The sequence below is a fragment of the Vannielia sp. SX4 genome (genome assembly GCF_052828525.1).
Genome location: NZ_CM128247.1, coordinates 996,965 through 1,011,304, shown reverse-complemented (window position 1 = coordinate 1,011,304; position 14,340 = coordinate 996,965). Strand labels below are relative to the sequence as shown.

General features: G+C 64.8%; 11 protein-coding genes. 6 read left to right on the top strand and 5 right to left on the bottom strand.

Annotated elements, in window-relative coordinates; genetic code table 11:
* Positions 1–59: 59 nt before the first annotated feature.
* From ACUXVX_RS05015 to ACUXVX_RS04990, 6 genes are all read left to right on the top strand, one after another.
* Complete coding sequence (locus ACUXVX_RS05015) at positions 60–1,070, top strand: ABC transporter permease (RefSeq protein ID WP_446310639.1); 1,011 nt, start codon at positions 60–62, stop codon at positions 1,068–1,070.
* A 9-nt stretch (positions 1,071–1,079) separates the two neighbouring features.
* Complete coding sequence (locus ACUXVX_RS05010; RefSeq protein ID WP_261384794.1) at positions 1,080–1,979, top strand: ABC transporter permease; 900 nt, start codon at positions 1,080–1,082, stop codon at positions 1,977–1,979.
* A complete protein-coding gene (locus ACUXVX_RS05005; protein ID WP_446310638.1) occupies positions 1,976–2,989 on the top strand; it encodes an ABC transporter ATP-binding protein in 1,014 nt (337 codons plus the stop codon). Before ACUXVX_RS05010 ends, ACUXVX_RS05005 begins: the two co-directional genes overlap by 4 nt.
* Positions 2,979–3,959, top strand: coding sequence for an ABC transporter ATP-binding protein (locus tag ACUXVX_RS05000; protein WP_222495676.1), 981 nt, complete (start codon positions 2,979–2,981; stop codon positions 3,957–3,959). Before ACUXVX_RS05005 ends, ACUXVX_RS05000 begins: the two co-directional genes overlap by 11 nt.
* Positions 3,956–4,909, top strand: a complete 954-nt coding sequence (locus ACUXVX_RS04995) for a LysR family transcriptional regulator (protein WP_446310637.1) — start codon at positions 3,956–3,958, stop codon at positions 4,907–4,909. The genes ACUXVX_RS05000 and ACUXVX_RS04995 overlap by 4 nt, the downstream gene beginning before the upstream one ends.
* A gap of 120 nt (positions 4,910–5,029) precedes the next feature.
* Positions 5,030–7,372 carry a Tex family protein gene (locus tag ACUXVX_RS04990; protein ID WP_446310636.1) on the top strand — a complete coding sequence of 781 codons (2,343 nt, stop codon included), beginning with the start codon at positions 5,030–5,032 and terminating at the stop codon, positions 7,370–7,372.
* A 30-nt stretch (positions 7,373–7,402) separates the two neighbouring features.
* Here ACUXVX_RS04990 and ACUXVX_RS04985 read toward each other — a convergent pair whose 3' ends face one another.
* From ACUXVX_RS04985 to ACUXVX_RS04965, 5 genes are all read right to left on the bottom strand, one after another.
* A complete protein-coding gene (locus ACUXVX_RS04985; RefSeq protein ID WP_446310635.1) occupies positions 7,403–7,729 on the bottom strand; it encodes a hypothetical protein in 327 nt (108 codons plus the stop codon).
* A gap of 118 nt (positions 7,730–7,847) precedes the next feature.
* Complete coding sequence (locus ACUXVX_RS04980) at positions 7,848–9,032, bottom strand: hypothetical protein (protein WP_446310634.1); 1,185 nt, start codon at positions 9,030–9,032, stop codon at positions 7,848–7,850.
* A gap of 30 nt (positions 9,033–9,062) precedes the next feature.
* Entirely contained in the window at positions 9,063–11,183 is a 2,121-nt protein-coding gene (locus ACUXVX_RS04975; RefSeq protein WP_222470601.1) for a dynamin family protein, read from the bottom strand.
* A gap of 2 nt (positions 11,184–11,185) precedes the next feature.
* Entirely contained in the window at positions 11,186–12,301 is a 1,116-nt protein-coding gene (locus ACUXVX_RS04970; protein ID WP_446310633.1) for a hypothetical protein, read from the bottom strand.
* Positions 12,298–14,268: a dynamin family protein gene (locus ACUXVX_RS04965; RefSeq protein ID WP_446310632.1), complete on the bottom strand. Its 1,971-nt coding sequence runs from the start codon at positions 14,266–14,268 to the stop codon at positions 12,298–12,300. Before ACUXVX_RS04965 ends, ACUXVX_RS04970 begins: the two co-directional genes overlap by 4 nt.
* Between the last annotated feature and the right edge of the window lie 72 nt (positions 14,269–14,340).

Here is a 14,340-nt window from a genome sequence, read left to right as displayed (position 1 = left end):
CCACGTCCGGGCGGCCCAATTGCGGGCCGCCCGGACCCCAACCAAGAAACCGGACCCCGATGCTTAGACTGATCCTGAAACGGCTGGGCCTGATGATCGTGATGCTGCTTGGCCTCGCGGTCATCACATTTACCATCGCCAATGTCGCCCCCGGCGATCCGGCGCGGCTGGCTGCGGGGCCCGATGCTTCCCAAGAGATGGTGGAGCAGGTGCGCGCTGAGCGCGGCTTCGACAAGCCGGTGCCGGTGCGGTTTTTCATCTACCTCGGGCAACTGGCCCGGGGCGATCTGGGCACCTCGGTTTATACCGGGCGTGAGGTGGCGCGGGATATAGCGCAGTTTCTGCCCGCGACCCTCGAGCTGGTTCTCTTCTCCATCACCATTGCCGTCGTCTTCGGCATCCCGCTGGGTGTGCCGGCCGCCGTTTGGCAGAACAAGGCGGGCGACCACGGAATCCGGCTGCTGGCCGTTTCAGGCGCGGCGCTGCCGATGTTCTGGCTTGGCCTGATGCTGCAATGGTATCTGGCGCTGGAGCTCGACCTCTTTCCGCTCGGCGGGCGGCTCGGGGTGTTCGATGACGTGCCGCCCAAGATCACCGGCATGATCACTGTCGACGCGCTGCTGGACGGCGATCCGGCGACCGCCTTTACGGCGCTGTGGCATATGGTGCTGCCCGCCCTCGCCCTCAGCCTGCCCGCACTAGCCGCGATCATCCGCGTGAACCGCGCCGAAATGCTGGAGGTGCTGGGCCGTGACTACGTGACGAACGCGCGCGCGCAGGGCATCGGCCCCTTCCGTATCATCGCCGCCTACGCCTTGAAAAACGCGATCCTGCCCACGCTGGCGATGATCGGGCTGCGCTTTGGCTGGATGCTCGGCGGCACGGTGCTGGTGGAAGGCGTCTTCGACTTTCCCGGTGTCGGGCTTTACGCCGCCAAGGCTGCAGTCTCGTCCGACTTCGAGCCGATCATGGCCGTGACGCTCATCTTGGGCGCGGCCTTCATGGTCACCAACCTGCTGATCGATCTGGCCTATGCGCTGCTCGATCCGCGTGTCCGCAACCAAATCTGAGGAGGGGTGATGTCTACCGCCACCGCACAGGCCGCCGAGACGGCCGCCCCGCGCCAGATGCGCTTTCGTGAAACCCGCCGGTTGGTGCGCACCTATTCGCGCAGCTTCTCTTCGATGGTCGGGCTGGTGATCGTGCTGATCTTCCTGTTCATCGCCGCTTTCGGCCCGCTTTTGGCCCCCTACCCCGAGGATGCCTATGGCGCCGTGGACTTTGGCGCCAAGCTCCTGCCGCCTTCCGCCGAGCACTGGTTCGGCACCGACCAGGTGGGGCTCGACATTTTCTCCCGCGTGCTGATTGGCGCGCGCACCACCCTGCAGATCGGGCTGACGGTGACCGGCATCGCCATTCTGATCGGGGTGCCGCTGGGCCTCATCGCGGGCATGGCGGGCGGCTGGGTGGCCGAAACGATCATGCGGATCACAGATATCTTCCTCTCCATCCCCGGCCTCATCCTCGCCATCGCCATCGTGGGCGCGCTCGGGCCGGGGATCGGCAACGCGATGCTTGCGCTCTCGCTGGTCTGGTGGCCGGGCTACGTGCGGCTGGTGCAGGCCAAGACCCTGAGCCAGCGAAACGAGACCTATGTGGATGCCGCCCGCGCGCTCGGGGCGGGGCCGCTGCGGGTGGTGTTTGTGCATGTTCTGCCGAACTGCCTCTCGCCCATCATCGTGAAAGCCTCGATGGACATGGGCCTTGCCATCCTTGGTGCCGCGTCGCTGGGCTTTCTGGGCCTCGGCGCGCAACCGCCCTACCCGGAATGGGGCGCGATGATCTCGACCGGGCGGGCCTACCTGCCGGATTGGTGGTGGTGTTCGCTCTTCCCCGGGCTGGCGATCTACTTCACCGTGCTCGGTTTCAACCTGTTGGGCGATGGCCTGCGTGACGTTCTGGACCCGAGGCAGCGATGACCGACAGCAGCACCCCCACCCTCGAGATCAGGGATTTCTCGCTTGTCTTCGACACCTTCGATGGCACTTACCATGCCATCGACAAGGTCAATCTCACGCTCCGGCCCGGCGAGGCGATGGGGCTGGTGGGCGAGACCGGCTGCGGCAAGTCGGTGCTGACCCGCGCCGCCTTTGGCCTCGTGCCGACCCCGCCGGCGCGGATCACCTCCGGCTCGGTGACGCTGGAAGGGCGCGAGTTGCTTGGCCTCTCGGACCGCGCCCTGCGCGGCGTGCGCGGCAAGGACGTGGCGATGATCTTTCAGGACCCGATGACCTACCTCAACCCGGTGTTCCGCATCGGCACGCAGTTGGTCGATGCGATCCGGGCACAATCGGGCGGCAAGGCCAGCAAGGCCGAGGCCCGTGCGCTGGCGCTGGAGATGCTCGAAAAGGTCCATCTTCCTAACCCGGAACGGCAGTTCAGATCCTACCCGCACGAGCTTTCTGGCGGGATGCGCCAGCGGGTGTTGATTGCGATGGCTCTGGCCGCCAAGCCCAAGCTGTTGATTGCCGACGAGCCGACCACCGCGCTGGATGTGACCATTCAGGCCCAGATCCTCGACCTGATGGCAGAGCTGGTCGACGACATGGGGCTGACGATGATCATGATCTCGCATGATCTTGGCGTGGTTGCGCAGGTCTGCTCGCGCGTGGCGGTCATGTACGCCGGCAAGATCGTGGAGGACGCTCCCATCAGGCAGATTTTTGACGCGCCGTCGCACCCCTACACGCAGGGCCTGCTCGCCGCCCTGCCCCACCCGTTCAAGCCGGTGGACAAGCTGGCCTCCATCCCCGGCTCCCTACCTGACTTGCTGAACCCGCCCGAGGGGTGTCGCTTTGCCGCCCGCTGCGCCAAGGCCCATGCCGCCTGCGCCGCGCCGGTCGACTTTCGCACGGTGGGGCCGGGCCACGAGGTGGCCTGCACCCTCTATGAGCCAACCGAGACAAAGGAGCTTGCCCATGAGCACTGACATGCTCTCCATCCGGAATCTCGATGTACATTTTCCCATTTCCAACGGGCAGGTCGTGCGCGCCGTCGATGGCGTGACGCTGTCACTCAAACCCGGTGAGACCGTGGGCCTCGTGGGCGAGAGCGGCTCGGGCAAGACCACCGTGGGCAAGACAGTGCTGCGGCTGGTGGAGGCGACCGCCGGCGAGATCGACATAGACGGGCTGGATGTGCGCGCGGCGGGGCAGAAGGGCCTGAAGGCGCTGCGGCGCAAGGCGCAGATCATCTTTCAGGACCCGCATTCCTCGCTCAATCCGCGCATGACCATTCGGCGGGCGGTGGCGGAGGGGCTGATCCTGAACACAAGCCTGCGCGGCAATGCGCTGCGCGAGAAGGTGGCGGAGATGCTCATCGCCATGGGGCTGCCACCGCAGTTTCACGACCGTTTCCCGCATGAGCTTTCGGGCGGGCAGAAGCAGCGGGTTTGTATTGCACGGGCGCTGGTGCTGGAGCCGGATTTGCTGGTGCTGGACGAGCCCACCTCGGCGCTCGACGTTTCAGTGCAGGCACAGATTCTCGGCGTGCTGAAGGACTTGCGGCTCAGCCGACCGCGGCTCACCCAGCTGTTCATTTCGCACAACCTCGCCGTGATCCGGTTTTTGTGCGACCGGGTGGCGGTGATGTATCTGGGCAAGATCGTTGAGGAAGGGCCGGTGGCGGAAGTCTTTGGCGACCCGCGCCATCCCTATACCCGCGCGCTGCTCTCGGCGGTGCCGGTGCCCTCGGCGGTGGAACGACCCGAGCGGCTGCGCCTGACCGGTGACATCCCGAGCCCGGCCAATGTGCCGAAAGGTTGCGCCTTTCACACCCGCTGCCCGATCGCTAAAGTCGGGGTCTGTGACACGCGCGCCCCTGAGCCTGTGCCACTCGGCTCCGGGCGTCAGGCGCTGTGCCACTTTGCAGATCAGACGAAAGGCGCGCTTTCCGCATGAGCTTTCCGCTCGACCGACTGGCCCTTCAGCTGGATTGGAACCTTCTGCGGACCTTCATGGTCATCGTGCAGGAGCGCTCCATCACGGCTGCTGCCGTGCGGCTGAACGTGTCTCAGCCCTCGGTTTCGGCTGCCCTGCGGCGGCTGGAGGAACGGCTGGAACTGCGGCTGGTCGAACGCGGCAGCGGGCAGAACTTTACCATCACGCGGGAGGGCGAGGCGGTTTATCGGGAGTCGCTGGAGATTTACGGCGGCGTCGTGCGCCTCAACGATCTGGCGGCAGAAGGGGGGCGGTCTCTTTCCGGCAACGTTGTTGTCTGCCGGTCGTCGCATCTTGAGATGGACGAGATCACCCCGGTGCTCGAGGAGTTCCGGCAGCGGCACCCGCGCGTGACGCTTTCGATCCGCTCTTCCTCTTGCCACGAGGTCTCGCAGGCGCTGCAGCAGCGGGTCGCGTCGGTGGGGTTTTGCACCCAGATCGACCCGGCGATCCAGCGGCTCAGGGCGCATCCGATCCAGCCGCAGGAGTTTGGTGTTTATTGCGGGCCGAAGCATTCGCTATTCCGGCAGAGCGCGGTGGATATGGAGTCGCTGGCGACCTGCGATGTGGTGGGCTACGAGGAAGACCGCATGGCCGGTGCGCTCTCCGCCCTTGCGCTTTGGCGGGTCAGAAACGGGATTGGCGGCAAGTTCATCGCCGCGGCGACCGGCATCATCGACCTTTCGGAACTGATCGAAAGCGGCACGGCCATTGGCTGCATGGCGCGGACCCACGCGCTGCGCTACGGCGCGCGGCTCTGGCAAATCCCGATCCAGGCCACGCCGCCGGTGATTGATGTGTTCTCGGTGGTGGATGTAGAGCGGCACATGACGCCGGTGGAAACGGCGCTGCTCGACCATCTGGAAGAGGCGGGGCTGGCTGCGCGACCCATTCCGCGCTCGGAGACCTGAACCTTCAGGCCAAGCGGCTCTTTGCCGTGCTGCACCCCGGCACGCGCCAGCCCTATCTCGCCTCTTGGCGGCGGCGCGTGGCTTGGATAGACCGGGCCTCCGAGCAGCAGGAGAACGCCCTTGGATCAGACCGCCGACCGCATCGCCCGCACCATCGCGACCGAGATCACCGCCAGCGAGCGGCAGGTGGCTGCCGCCGTTGCGCTGCTGGACGAGGGCGCCACCGTGCCCTTCATCGCGCGCTACCGGAAGGAGGCCACAGGCGGGCTAGATGACACCCAGTTGCGTACATTGGGGGACCGGCTGGTTTACCTGCGCGAGATGGAAAAGCGGCGGGCGGCGATCCTCGAGTCGATCAGCGGTCAGGGCAAGTTGACCGACGCATTGGCCCGCGACATCGCTCAGGCCGAGACCAAGGCCGCGCTCGAAGACATCTACCTGCCCTACAAGCCCAAGCGGCGCACCAAGGCGATGATCGCCCGCGAGAACGGGCTGGAGCCGCTGCTGCGGACCATCCTTGATGACCGGGGGGCTGACCCCAAGGTGCTGGCGGAAGGGTATGTGAATGAGGCCGTCGAAACCCCGGCAGCCGCGCTGGAGGGGGCGCGCGACATTCTGATCGAGGAACTGGCAGAGAATGCCACGCTTCTGGGCCGCTTGCGGGCCTTCATGCAGGCCGAGGCGCAGGTGACGGCGCGGGTGGTGCCGGGCAAGGAGGAGGCTGGCGTCAAGTTCTCCGACTATTTCGACCATGCTGAGTCTTGGGACACGATCCCCTCGCACCGGGCGCTTGCCATCCTGCGGGCCTCGAAGGAAGAGATCGTCACGATCAACATCGCGCCGGAGCCTGAATCCGGGCCGGACCGCGTTAAGGGGATAATCTGTTCCGAGATCGGCATTGCTGGTGAGGGACCGGGCGATCTTTGGCTGCGGGCGGCAGCGGATTGGGCGTGGCAGGTGAAGCTCTCACTCTCGATGTATATCGACCTGATGGGCGACCTGCGGCGGCGAGCGCATGAGGAGGCGATTGCCGTCTTTGCACGCAACCTGCGTGACCTGCTGCTCGCCGCACCGGCGGGTGCCAAGGCCACGCTGGGGCTCGATCCGGGCATCCGCACCGGGGTGAAGGCTGCCGTGGTCGATGCCACCGGAAAGCTGGTGGAGACCGCCACGCTCTACCCGTTCCAGCCCAAGATGGATCTGCGCGGCGCGCAGGCGTGGATCGCGGCGGCGGTAAAGCGCCACGGGATCGAGTTGATCGCCATCGGCAACGGCACAGCGAGCCGCGAGACCGAGCGCATGGTGGCCGACACGCTGAAGATGGTCGAAGGCCGCAAGCCGATGAAGGTTGTGGTCTCGGAGGCGGGCGCGAGCGTGTACTCGGCCTCCGAACTGGCGGCGAAGGAATTCCCCGAGCTCGATGTGAGCCTGCGCGGCGCGGTCAGCATTGCCCGGCGTCTGCAAGACCCGCTGGCAGAGCTGGTCAAGGTGCCGCCCGAGAGCATTGGCGTGGGCCAATACCAGCATGACGTGGACGAGCGCCGCCTTGCGCAGGCGCTGGAGGGCGTGGTGGAAGATGCGGTGAACGCGGTGGGCGTGGACCTCAACATGGCCTCCGCCCCTCTGCTGGCCCATGTCGCTGGCCTCAGCCCCTCGGTTGCCGCAGCCGTTGTGGCCCATCGCGACACGCATGGCGCCTTTGCCACCCGCGCGGCCTTGCTGAAGGTGGCGGGGCTCGGGCCGAGGGCCTTTGAGCAATGCGCGGGATTCCTGCGCATCCGCAACGGCGACGAGCCGCTCGATGCCTCCTCTGTCCACCCGGAGGCCTATGACGTGGCGCGCCGGATCGTGGGGGCCTGCGGGCGCGATATCCGCGATATCATGGGCCGTCCGGAAGCGCTAAAGGGCGTGCAGGCGGAGGACTTCGTGAGTGACAGCTTCGGCCTGCCGACGGTGCGCGACATTCTCGACGAGTTGGCCAAGCCGGGCCGCGACCCGCGCCCCGAGTTCAAGACGGCGGCCTTTGCAGACGGGGTGGAGGACATCAAGGACCTGAAACCCGGCATGTCGCTCGAAGGGACGGTGACGAACGTGGCCGCCTTTGGTGCTTTCGTAGATATCGGCGTCCATCAGGACGGGCTGGTGCACGTGAGCCAGTTGGCCGACCGCTTCGTGAAAGACCCCCACGAGGTGGTGAAGGCTGGTGACGTGGTGCGCGTGCGGGTGACCGAGGTGGATATCCCCCGCAAGCGCATTGGCCTGACCATGCGCAAGGAGGGCGGCGAACGGCCCGCCGAGCGGCAGAAGCAGGGGACAGGCAGAGGGCCAGCCAAGGGCGGCGGCACTCACAAGCCCGGCAAGGGCGGGCCCGGTGGCAAGGGCGGCGGCAAAGGGAGTGGCGCCAAGCCTGCCTCTCAGGGCGCGCTGGGTGAAGCCCTGCTCTCGGCGATGAAACGTAAGTAAGGCTAAAGCCCGGATCAGGGGAGGCCGAGCTCAGACAGGCTCGGCGGGGGCCTTGGGGCGGTGGGTTTGGAACTTGTCCTTGGGCTCGGTCAGCTTGTCGACCTCGGATTCGAGCATCTGGAGGCCCTTGGGCTTTTTCTCGCGGTATCGGATGACCTTCTTGAGCTCGGGGAAATACTCCCAATCCCAAGAGGAATAGGCGCCGCCCTGAACAGTGGTCACGGTGCGCATGTTGTATCCGAAGCGGTCTTGGGCAACCACGTCCACGATGACGCCGGCTTTCAGCGGGCATCCCTTGCCGTCGTGCAGAACCCAAGGGCCCCACTCCTCACCGTTTTCGGTCACCCATTTCGTCATGGCGCTGCGCATACCCCTCATGGCGGACAAGATTTTGTCACGATAATGCCATGATATGCCGCCTCGGACGGCGGTCAAGCTAGGGGCGGGGAACAGATTGGTTCGCCCGGCGCAACAGTCAGGCGGCGCCTGAGATCGCAGCGCAAATCTGGGTATGTTTCACTTGGGCGGTGCCTCGGGACAGCTCGGAGCAGGGTGCCATCATGAAGACCGAGGCACTCTCGTTCACCCTGCGATAATGCAGGCTCTGCGACGACGAGTGGACGACGAAGGCCAGTTCACGGGCCTCTTCGCCCTCGACGCCGAAGGTCGTCAGCCATTTGTCGGCGATGGCACGGAAGCTCGTGCCGACGGTCTGACAGGCAGCTTCATCGCCCTTGAGCACGATGCAGTCCTCCGGTGTGGAGGGGTTGAACAGGCCGATGAGCGTGCCGTCTCCAGAGGTGTCCACGAGGGGGCCAACAGCGGCGATGAGGCCAGTGTCAGTGCGGGCCTCCGGCTGAGGCTTGGGTTGCACTTCAATGGCGGCTTCGGGCTCCTCTGCCACATCGGAAACTTCCGCTTCGGGGGCAGCTTCGACGGCCGCCGGGCGCTTCCGGCGCTCTTCGATCTCGAGATAGATCTCGCCCGACATGCGGTCGAGCTGGCGCAGGATCTCGGCGGCGCCGGTATTCTGCCAGTCTGCCTCCGATTTGGCGCTCTGCTCGATCCGGGCGCGGGAATTGGTGACCAGAACCCGGCTGTCGAAATAGTCTGCAGTTTCACGCTCCATCCGGCCCATGACCTTTTCGGCATCCGCCTTGCGGCGGAACTTGTCGGCGCGGGAGACGGCGAGGATGCAACGCTTGGGGCGGGCATCGCCCAGCTCATCGACGATGGTCTTTTCGGTCAGGCGCCAGGCCTGCGAGGCGATGGTGACCCAGATCAGGATATCGGCCGAGCGGACCAGTGCCTTGTGGCCGTCGTCGAGCTCTTCGGCGGTGCTCAGTGGCAGTTCGACGAACTCGTAGGCGGCGAGATCCTGCATGGCATGCCTGACCTGAATGCTCTCGATCCGCGGCTGCCCCTCGGCATCGACCTCGGGCGGGCTGTCATGCGCGTTGAGGTCTTCGTCCATGTACTGGATGCCGGTGTCCTCATCGAACTCGGCAAAGACGGTTGGCCGCAGATCGTTGCCGAGGTTGTCGGTGAGCAGGTTCTCCCGAAGCAGGGCATTCAGCATCGCCGACTTGCCGGCACGGACCTCGCCGCAGATGGCCACACGGATGACAGGGCGGTCGGAAGGCGCAACTTGATCAGACATTTGGACTACTTGGTTGGGGCCGCAACAGGGTTAGGCGGCGCTGGAAAGTTTGGGACGTTGGAGGCTGGTGTCGAGCGCCGCGAGGTTGATCAGGCGATGCTGGAGCACCTCGATCTTGCTCTGGAGCGAGTTCGACATGGCCGCCCGCGCGGCAGGATCCCGTGCCAGCTTCTCGAGCGCCATCTTGTCACGCTTCAGCTGGTGGGTCTGCTCGTTGAGGGTGACCTCGATCATGCGCTGGAACACCCGCACGCGCGACATGCCAGCCGTTGCACGCTCGACCTGGGCCTCGTTGAAGGCGCCGAGGATCTTCTCGACCGGCGGGCGCAACTCTTCGGCGGCGATGGCGCGAAGGGCTTCCATTGTCTTGTCGACGTTGACGGTTTTCTTGGCCCAGAACTTCCAGCCGCGGTCGGTGATCAGATCCACGTTCATGGATTTCTTGGCGAGCAGAAGCGTGGAGGAAAACTCGTCGTAGGGCAGGCTGTCGAGCGCGATGTTCTCGGCCTCGTCCTTGAAGTTCTCCTGCACTTTCTGGCGGCAGGCGTGCAGGCAGTTGCTCAGGGCAACGTCGGTGCCCGCGCGGGATTTCTGGAAGCCCGCGGTCACATCCTGCTCGATGGCGGCCTGAAGCGGCGCGAGGTCGATTTCGAGTGCCTTGCCGGAACCACCCGAGACCTTGTCGCGGAACACGCGGTCGGCGAGCGCCTGCTGCTGCCCTTCGACGAAGGTGTCGATTTGCCCGACCAGCTTGCTCTCTAACTTGGACCACGACTTGGAGATCACCAGCTCGATCTGGCGATCGGCGTTCTCGATGTATTCCTCGAGGGCGTCGTTCACCGAGTTCAGCTTGTCGATATCGGCGGCCAGTTCCTGCGCTGCCTCTTCGGCCAGATCGGCTTGCACGCTTTCAACCTGACTGTGGACGGTATCGCGCTCTTTCTTGGCGACGAATTGCGCAGCGCTCAGCTCGGCGCGGATATCGCCCAGCAGCTGGGCGAGCTGACCGCGGCCGACACCGTTGTCGATGGTCTCGGAGAGGGCGCGCTTCACGTCATCAAGGCCGGAGGCCAGCAGCAGACGGTCGGCCTGATCCATCGGGACCTTGCCATACTTGGTCTGCAGGTAGGCCATCAGCTCGGGAGTATCGAGCGCATCGCGGGCCTCGGCGGCCTCGTCATCCATGCGCATGGCGACATTGGCCATGTGGGCACTGCCGGCGACCACGCGGAAATCCATGTTCGGGATCGCCTTGCGCAGACGGCGCTCGACATCCTGCATCACCTTGGGGACCTCGAGGTTGTAATCGTCCAGCTCGTCGATCCGGTTCACGAAGATCAGCACGTCCTTCTCATCCTGCTTGGCGAGGATGCGGATGAGCGCGATGTCGACATCGGTGAGCGGCTGGTGGGCCGAGAGGGCCACGAGGAACACATCGGACTTGTCGAGGCTGCGGCAGGTGAACTCGTCGCGAACAAGGAACGGGTCGTTCACACCGGGGGTGTCAGTCACGATGGTGGGCACCTGGAACTCAGGCAGGCGCATGTAGGCGTTGGCGACCTTGGTCAGCGCGGCGTAGCGGCCCAGAGAGTCACGCTCGAGGCCTTCATCGGAGCCGGGGCCGGCGCAGACATAGCGCTTGAGCAGGTCAGGCGTGAGGAAGTCGTACTCGTGCGAGGTGCCAAGCAGGGTGTGGTAGTGCTGGCCCAGCCGCCGCTGCGCCCGCTGCTTCATCTGCTCGCTCTGCACCTTGAGCAGGTCGGTGTCGAAGCCGGGCAGAAGCTGCTCGGTCAGTTTGCGGATGCGCGAGCCACCGTCGATGATTTCCTGCCAGTCCTTCTCATCGAAGAAGTCGAACTTGGCACCGGACACCGGGTCGCCGGGGATGTTGACGCGGATGTTCGTGACCACCGAGGTCCAGGGGTTCACGTCGGACGGCAGAAAATCATCCTGCTGAAGCAGGGCGTTCATGAAGGTGGACTTGCCGGCCTTCACCTGACCGATCACGGCGACGCGGGCGGCCCAGCCATTGAGCTTTTCGCGCAGGTCACGGACGTTCTGCCGGCCTTTGCGGTCGACGCATTTTTCGAAGCTGTCCAGCGACGAATGAAGGAACTCGAGCTCCGCCTTGAGTTTGGGTGCGATTTGCATTGTTACCTACCGTTCATTCGTGACTTGGTTTCGCGTTCGAAGGCTGTTGAGTGCGACGAGGGATCGTCGCCGGAGAACGTGCTTCCGTTCTCTTCGAGCATCGAGATGTAGCGCTCGACGCAGGACAGGATCGCTGCCGGATCAGAGGCATCTTCTGCCTCGATCATCTCGTTCCAGGCGGCGCGGAAGGCCGAAACCTCCGTTGCGGTCCGGGGCGTGGGGGTATCGACGTTCAGCCGCAGGATCTCGCCGCCCATCTCGAAGGCGGGCGCGGCCAGATCGAGTGCCGTCTCGCTGCGCTCGAAGCGCTTCGGCATGACCTTGGGGGCCTCAGGCAGTTGCGGCGCGGCGGGCGCGGGTTCGCTCTCCCAGCGGCGTGTCAGCTCTTCGAGAACCGGGTTCTTGCTGCCAGCAAGGTCGGACAGCTCCGAGACGATGCCGCCCAGCGTGCCGGATACCCGCTCCACCTGATCGGGGCGGATGAGGGAGGCCATCTCGAAATGGCTGAAGTACTTCTTGGCTTCACGGCGCACGCGGCGCATGACCCGCTCGGCGGTGCGCTCATCGGGCATGCGGTCGGCGTGCGTGACGAGCATGAGCGCCGGGCCTACGAGATGCTCGGGCAGCTCGTCCCAGACGGATTTTTCGCTCTGCCGCCAAGCCTGGGTGGCGTTGGTGCACCACACGGCCATATCGGCGAACTCCATCATCCGCTCCCAGCTCTCGGCGGCGATGCCGGGATCGGAGCTTCCGGGGGTGTCGATGATCTCGAAGGTCTTGAGGATCTCGGCCGGGTGAGAGACGACGCAGTAGTGCGTGTCTTCGACTGAGATGTCCTTGAGCGTGTCGAGATCACGCACGTTGCCCTCAAGGTCGACGGCAGCGATGCGGTGATGCCCGGACACCAGCCAGACCGGCGGGAGCGCGGTCGCAGTCACGTTGGAGGGCAGCACATCGGCGCCCAGGAGGCCGGTGATCAGGCGTGTTTTCCCCGCGCTGAACTCGCCCGCGATGATGACGCGCGGCTTGCGCGGCGCGGCGACTGGGGTGGGCGCGGGGGCGTCCACAACGGGCGACGCGGGGCGCGCTTTGGCGGCTCTTCGCTTTCGGTAGCTCATGCTGACAACCTCTGCAAAATGCTCGCTGTCTCGTCGTCCTCGCGCTCGGTTTTGGTGACGCCTTTGGCGGCGTGCTCGAGGATGGCCTGGCAGAACTCGCCTTGGTCAAAGGCGAACCGCTCGACGATGTCACGGGTGGCCGAGACAGCCGGATCAAAGAAGCCCGTGATGAGGTCGTCTATGAGCGGTGCGGTTTCGGCCACGATGGCCGAGCGATAGCGCTTTACCGCCGCGTTCTTGCGCCCGAACCGCCAGTGCTTGCGCCACCAGCTGCCTTGCAGGTCCAGCGAGAGGGTTCTCGCCAGCACCGTGGGCGCCTTGTGCTGGGCCTGCTCGGGGAATTCGATAGAGCTGCCCTCCCGGAAAACGAACATGTCGTTCTCGAGAATTTCCTGAATGCCGTCGAGGATGTCATCGAACGCCCCCTCCCCTTCGCGGCGCAGCTTGGCGCAGGACGAAAGGAAGGCGGTTTTCATCATCATCCGCAGGCTTGTGGGATCGTGGTTCCAGGTGCCAGCCTCGCCGAAGGTGTCGATCTGGGCCTGAAGCGCGGAAAGCGCCGACTCCACGAAGTTTTCCTGTGCGCGACCTAGCCGCTCACGTAGGTTGTCGGTCAGCTCCTTGGCCCGTTCATCGAAGCCATTGAGGCACTTGTCCCGGAGGTCGGCCAGCTTCACCTTCAGCTTGACCGGGGAGACGTTGATGTTGGCGCCGCCGCTGTCGGCCACCGACTCCACCGTCTCGCTCATCTCGATGATGTTATCGAGTTCGTTCTTGATGTCTTTCAGGAAGGCCTCGCCGGGGCCGTCGATCACCCGCTGGGCGATGGCCTTCAGCAACTCGCGTACGCCGGAAGCCTCCATCGCGCGCTGGCGCAGGGTTTCGATGTCGTCGGTGTCGTCGCCGTCGAAGATCCGCGCCAGCGAGGCCTTGCTGGCCTCGAGCATGGTGTCTTGGTTCGAGATGGCGAAGTTTGCCCAGTAGCCGGAGCCGAAGAGGATATCGATGCTGTTGCCGACGCCGAGGCGGGTGAGCGTTTTCTGGATGGATGCCCGGATGTTGGCCTGTTCGGCCTCGGGGTCTTCCAGCTCGTCGATCCGGTTGACGAAGATCAGCACTTCGCGGGCATCGACGCTGCAGATGATCCGCAGCAGCGCGAGGTCCATCGTGGACAGCGCTTGGTGAGCCGAAAGCACGACCACGCAGACACGGCTGTCGCTGATGGCGTTGAGCGTGATCTGCTCGCGCATCATGAAAGTGTCGTTCACGCCGGGCGTGTCACGCAGGCACAGGCCCTTGGGCAGGTGCGGCAGGTCGATGTAGAGATCGGCGGTTTTGGTGATGTCGGCGTAGACACCTTCGGTCGCGCCGTCTTCCAGATCGTCGGGGTCGCCGTAGCAGATGTAACGGTCGATCGTGTCGTGATCGAGGTCGGGATAGGTGTGGCTGCTGCCGAGCAGCTCGTGGAACTCGTCACCGAGGCGGGCCTCGGTCGTCTCGCGCATTTCGGCCACCTGCGCCTTGACCTCATCGGCCTCGCGCTCGAAGCCGGACCGGTTGGCCATTTCACCCAAGCGTCCGCCGGTCGCGACGAGGCGATCCCACTCGCCCTGATCGAAGAACCGGAATACGGCTCGGGTGTTCAGGGGGCGGTGACGGCTGTTGAGGTGAAGCGCGGTGATGACGGACGTCCAGGGATTGACGTCTGACGGCAGAAGATTGGTTTCGCCGAGGATGGCGTTCATCAGCGTGCTCTTGCCGGCCTTGATCTGACCGATCACGCTGACCGAAGGCTCGAATGCCTTGATCTTTTCGAGGACGTCCTCAAGAGGCGCCTCCGCGAAGGACAGGGCGACTTCCGAATATTCGTTGATGGCGTTTTCAACTTCATCAATCCGGCCCCAGAAGCTGTTCAGCTCCCGAAAACCTTCCTGATACCCATCGAACTTTCCGCTTTTGACGGACATCGTAACCCTCACCGTCCTGAATGTGCTCCCGTAAATTGGCCCCACTGTGTCCGGGATACTTGGGCCGGGGTG

Excerpts from the sequence above, each read along its gene's own strand:
- ACUXVX_RS05015 (WP_446310639.1), top strand. The coding sequence starts at position 60 with ATGCTTAGACTGATCCTGAAACGGCTGGGCCTGATGATCGTGATGCTG.
- ACUXVX_RS05010 (WP_261384794.1), top strand. The coding sequence starts at position 1,080 with ATGTCTACCGCCACCGCACAGGCCGCCGAGACGGCCGCCCCGCGCCAG.
- ACUXVX_RS04995 (WP_446310637.1), top strand. The coding sequence starts at position 3,956 with ATGAGCTTTCCGCTCGACCGACTGGCCCTTCAGCTGGATTGGAACCTT.
- ACUXVX_RS05005 (WP_446310638.1), top strand. The coding sequence starts at position 1,976 with ATGACCGACAGCAGCACCCCCACCCTCGAGATCAGGGATTTCTCGCTT.
- ACUXVX_RS04975 (WP_222470601.1), bottom strand. The coding sequence starts at position 11,183 with ATGCAAATCGCACCCAAACTCAAGGCGGAGCTCGAGTTCCTTCATTCG.
- ACUXVX_RS04970 (WP_446310633.1), bottom strand. The coding sequence starts at position 12,301 with ATGAGCTACCGAAAGCGAAGAGCCGCCAAAGCGCGCCCCGCGTCGCCC.
- ACUXVX_RS05000 (WP_222495676.1), top strand. The coding sequence starts at position 2,979 with ATGAGCACTGACATGCTCTCCATCCGGAATCTCGATGTACATTTTCCC.
- ACUXVX_RS04985 (WP_446310635.1), bottom strand. The coding sequence starts at position 7,729 with ATGACGAAATGGGTGACCGAAAACGGTGAGGAGTGGGGCCCTTGGGTT.
- ACUXVX_RS04980 (WP_446310634.1), bottom strand. The coding sequence starts at position 9,032 with ATGTCTGATCAAGTTGCGCCTTCCGACCGCCCTGTCATCCGTGTGGCC.
- ACUXVX_RS04965 (WP_446310632.1), bottom strand. The coding sequence starts at position 14,268 with ATGTCCGTCAAAAGCGGAAAGTTCGATGGGTATCAGGAAGGTTTTCGG.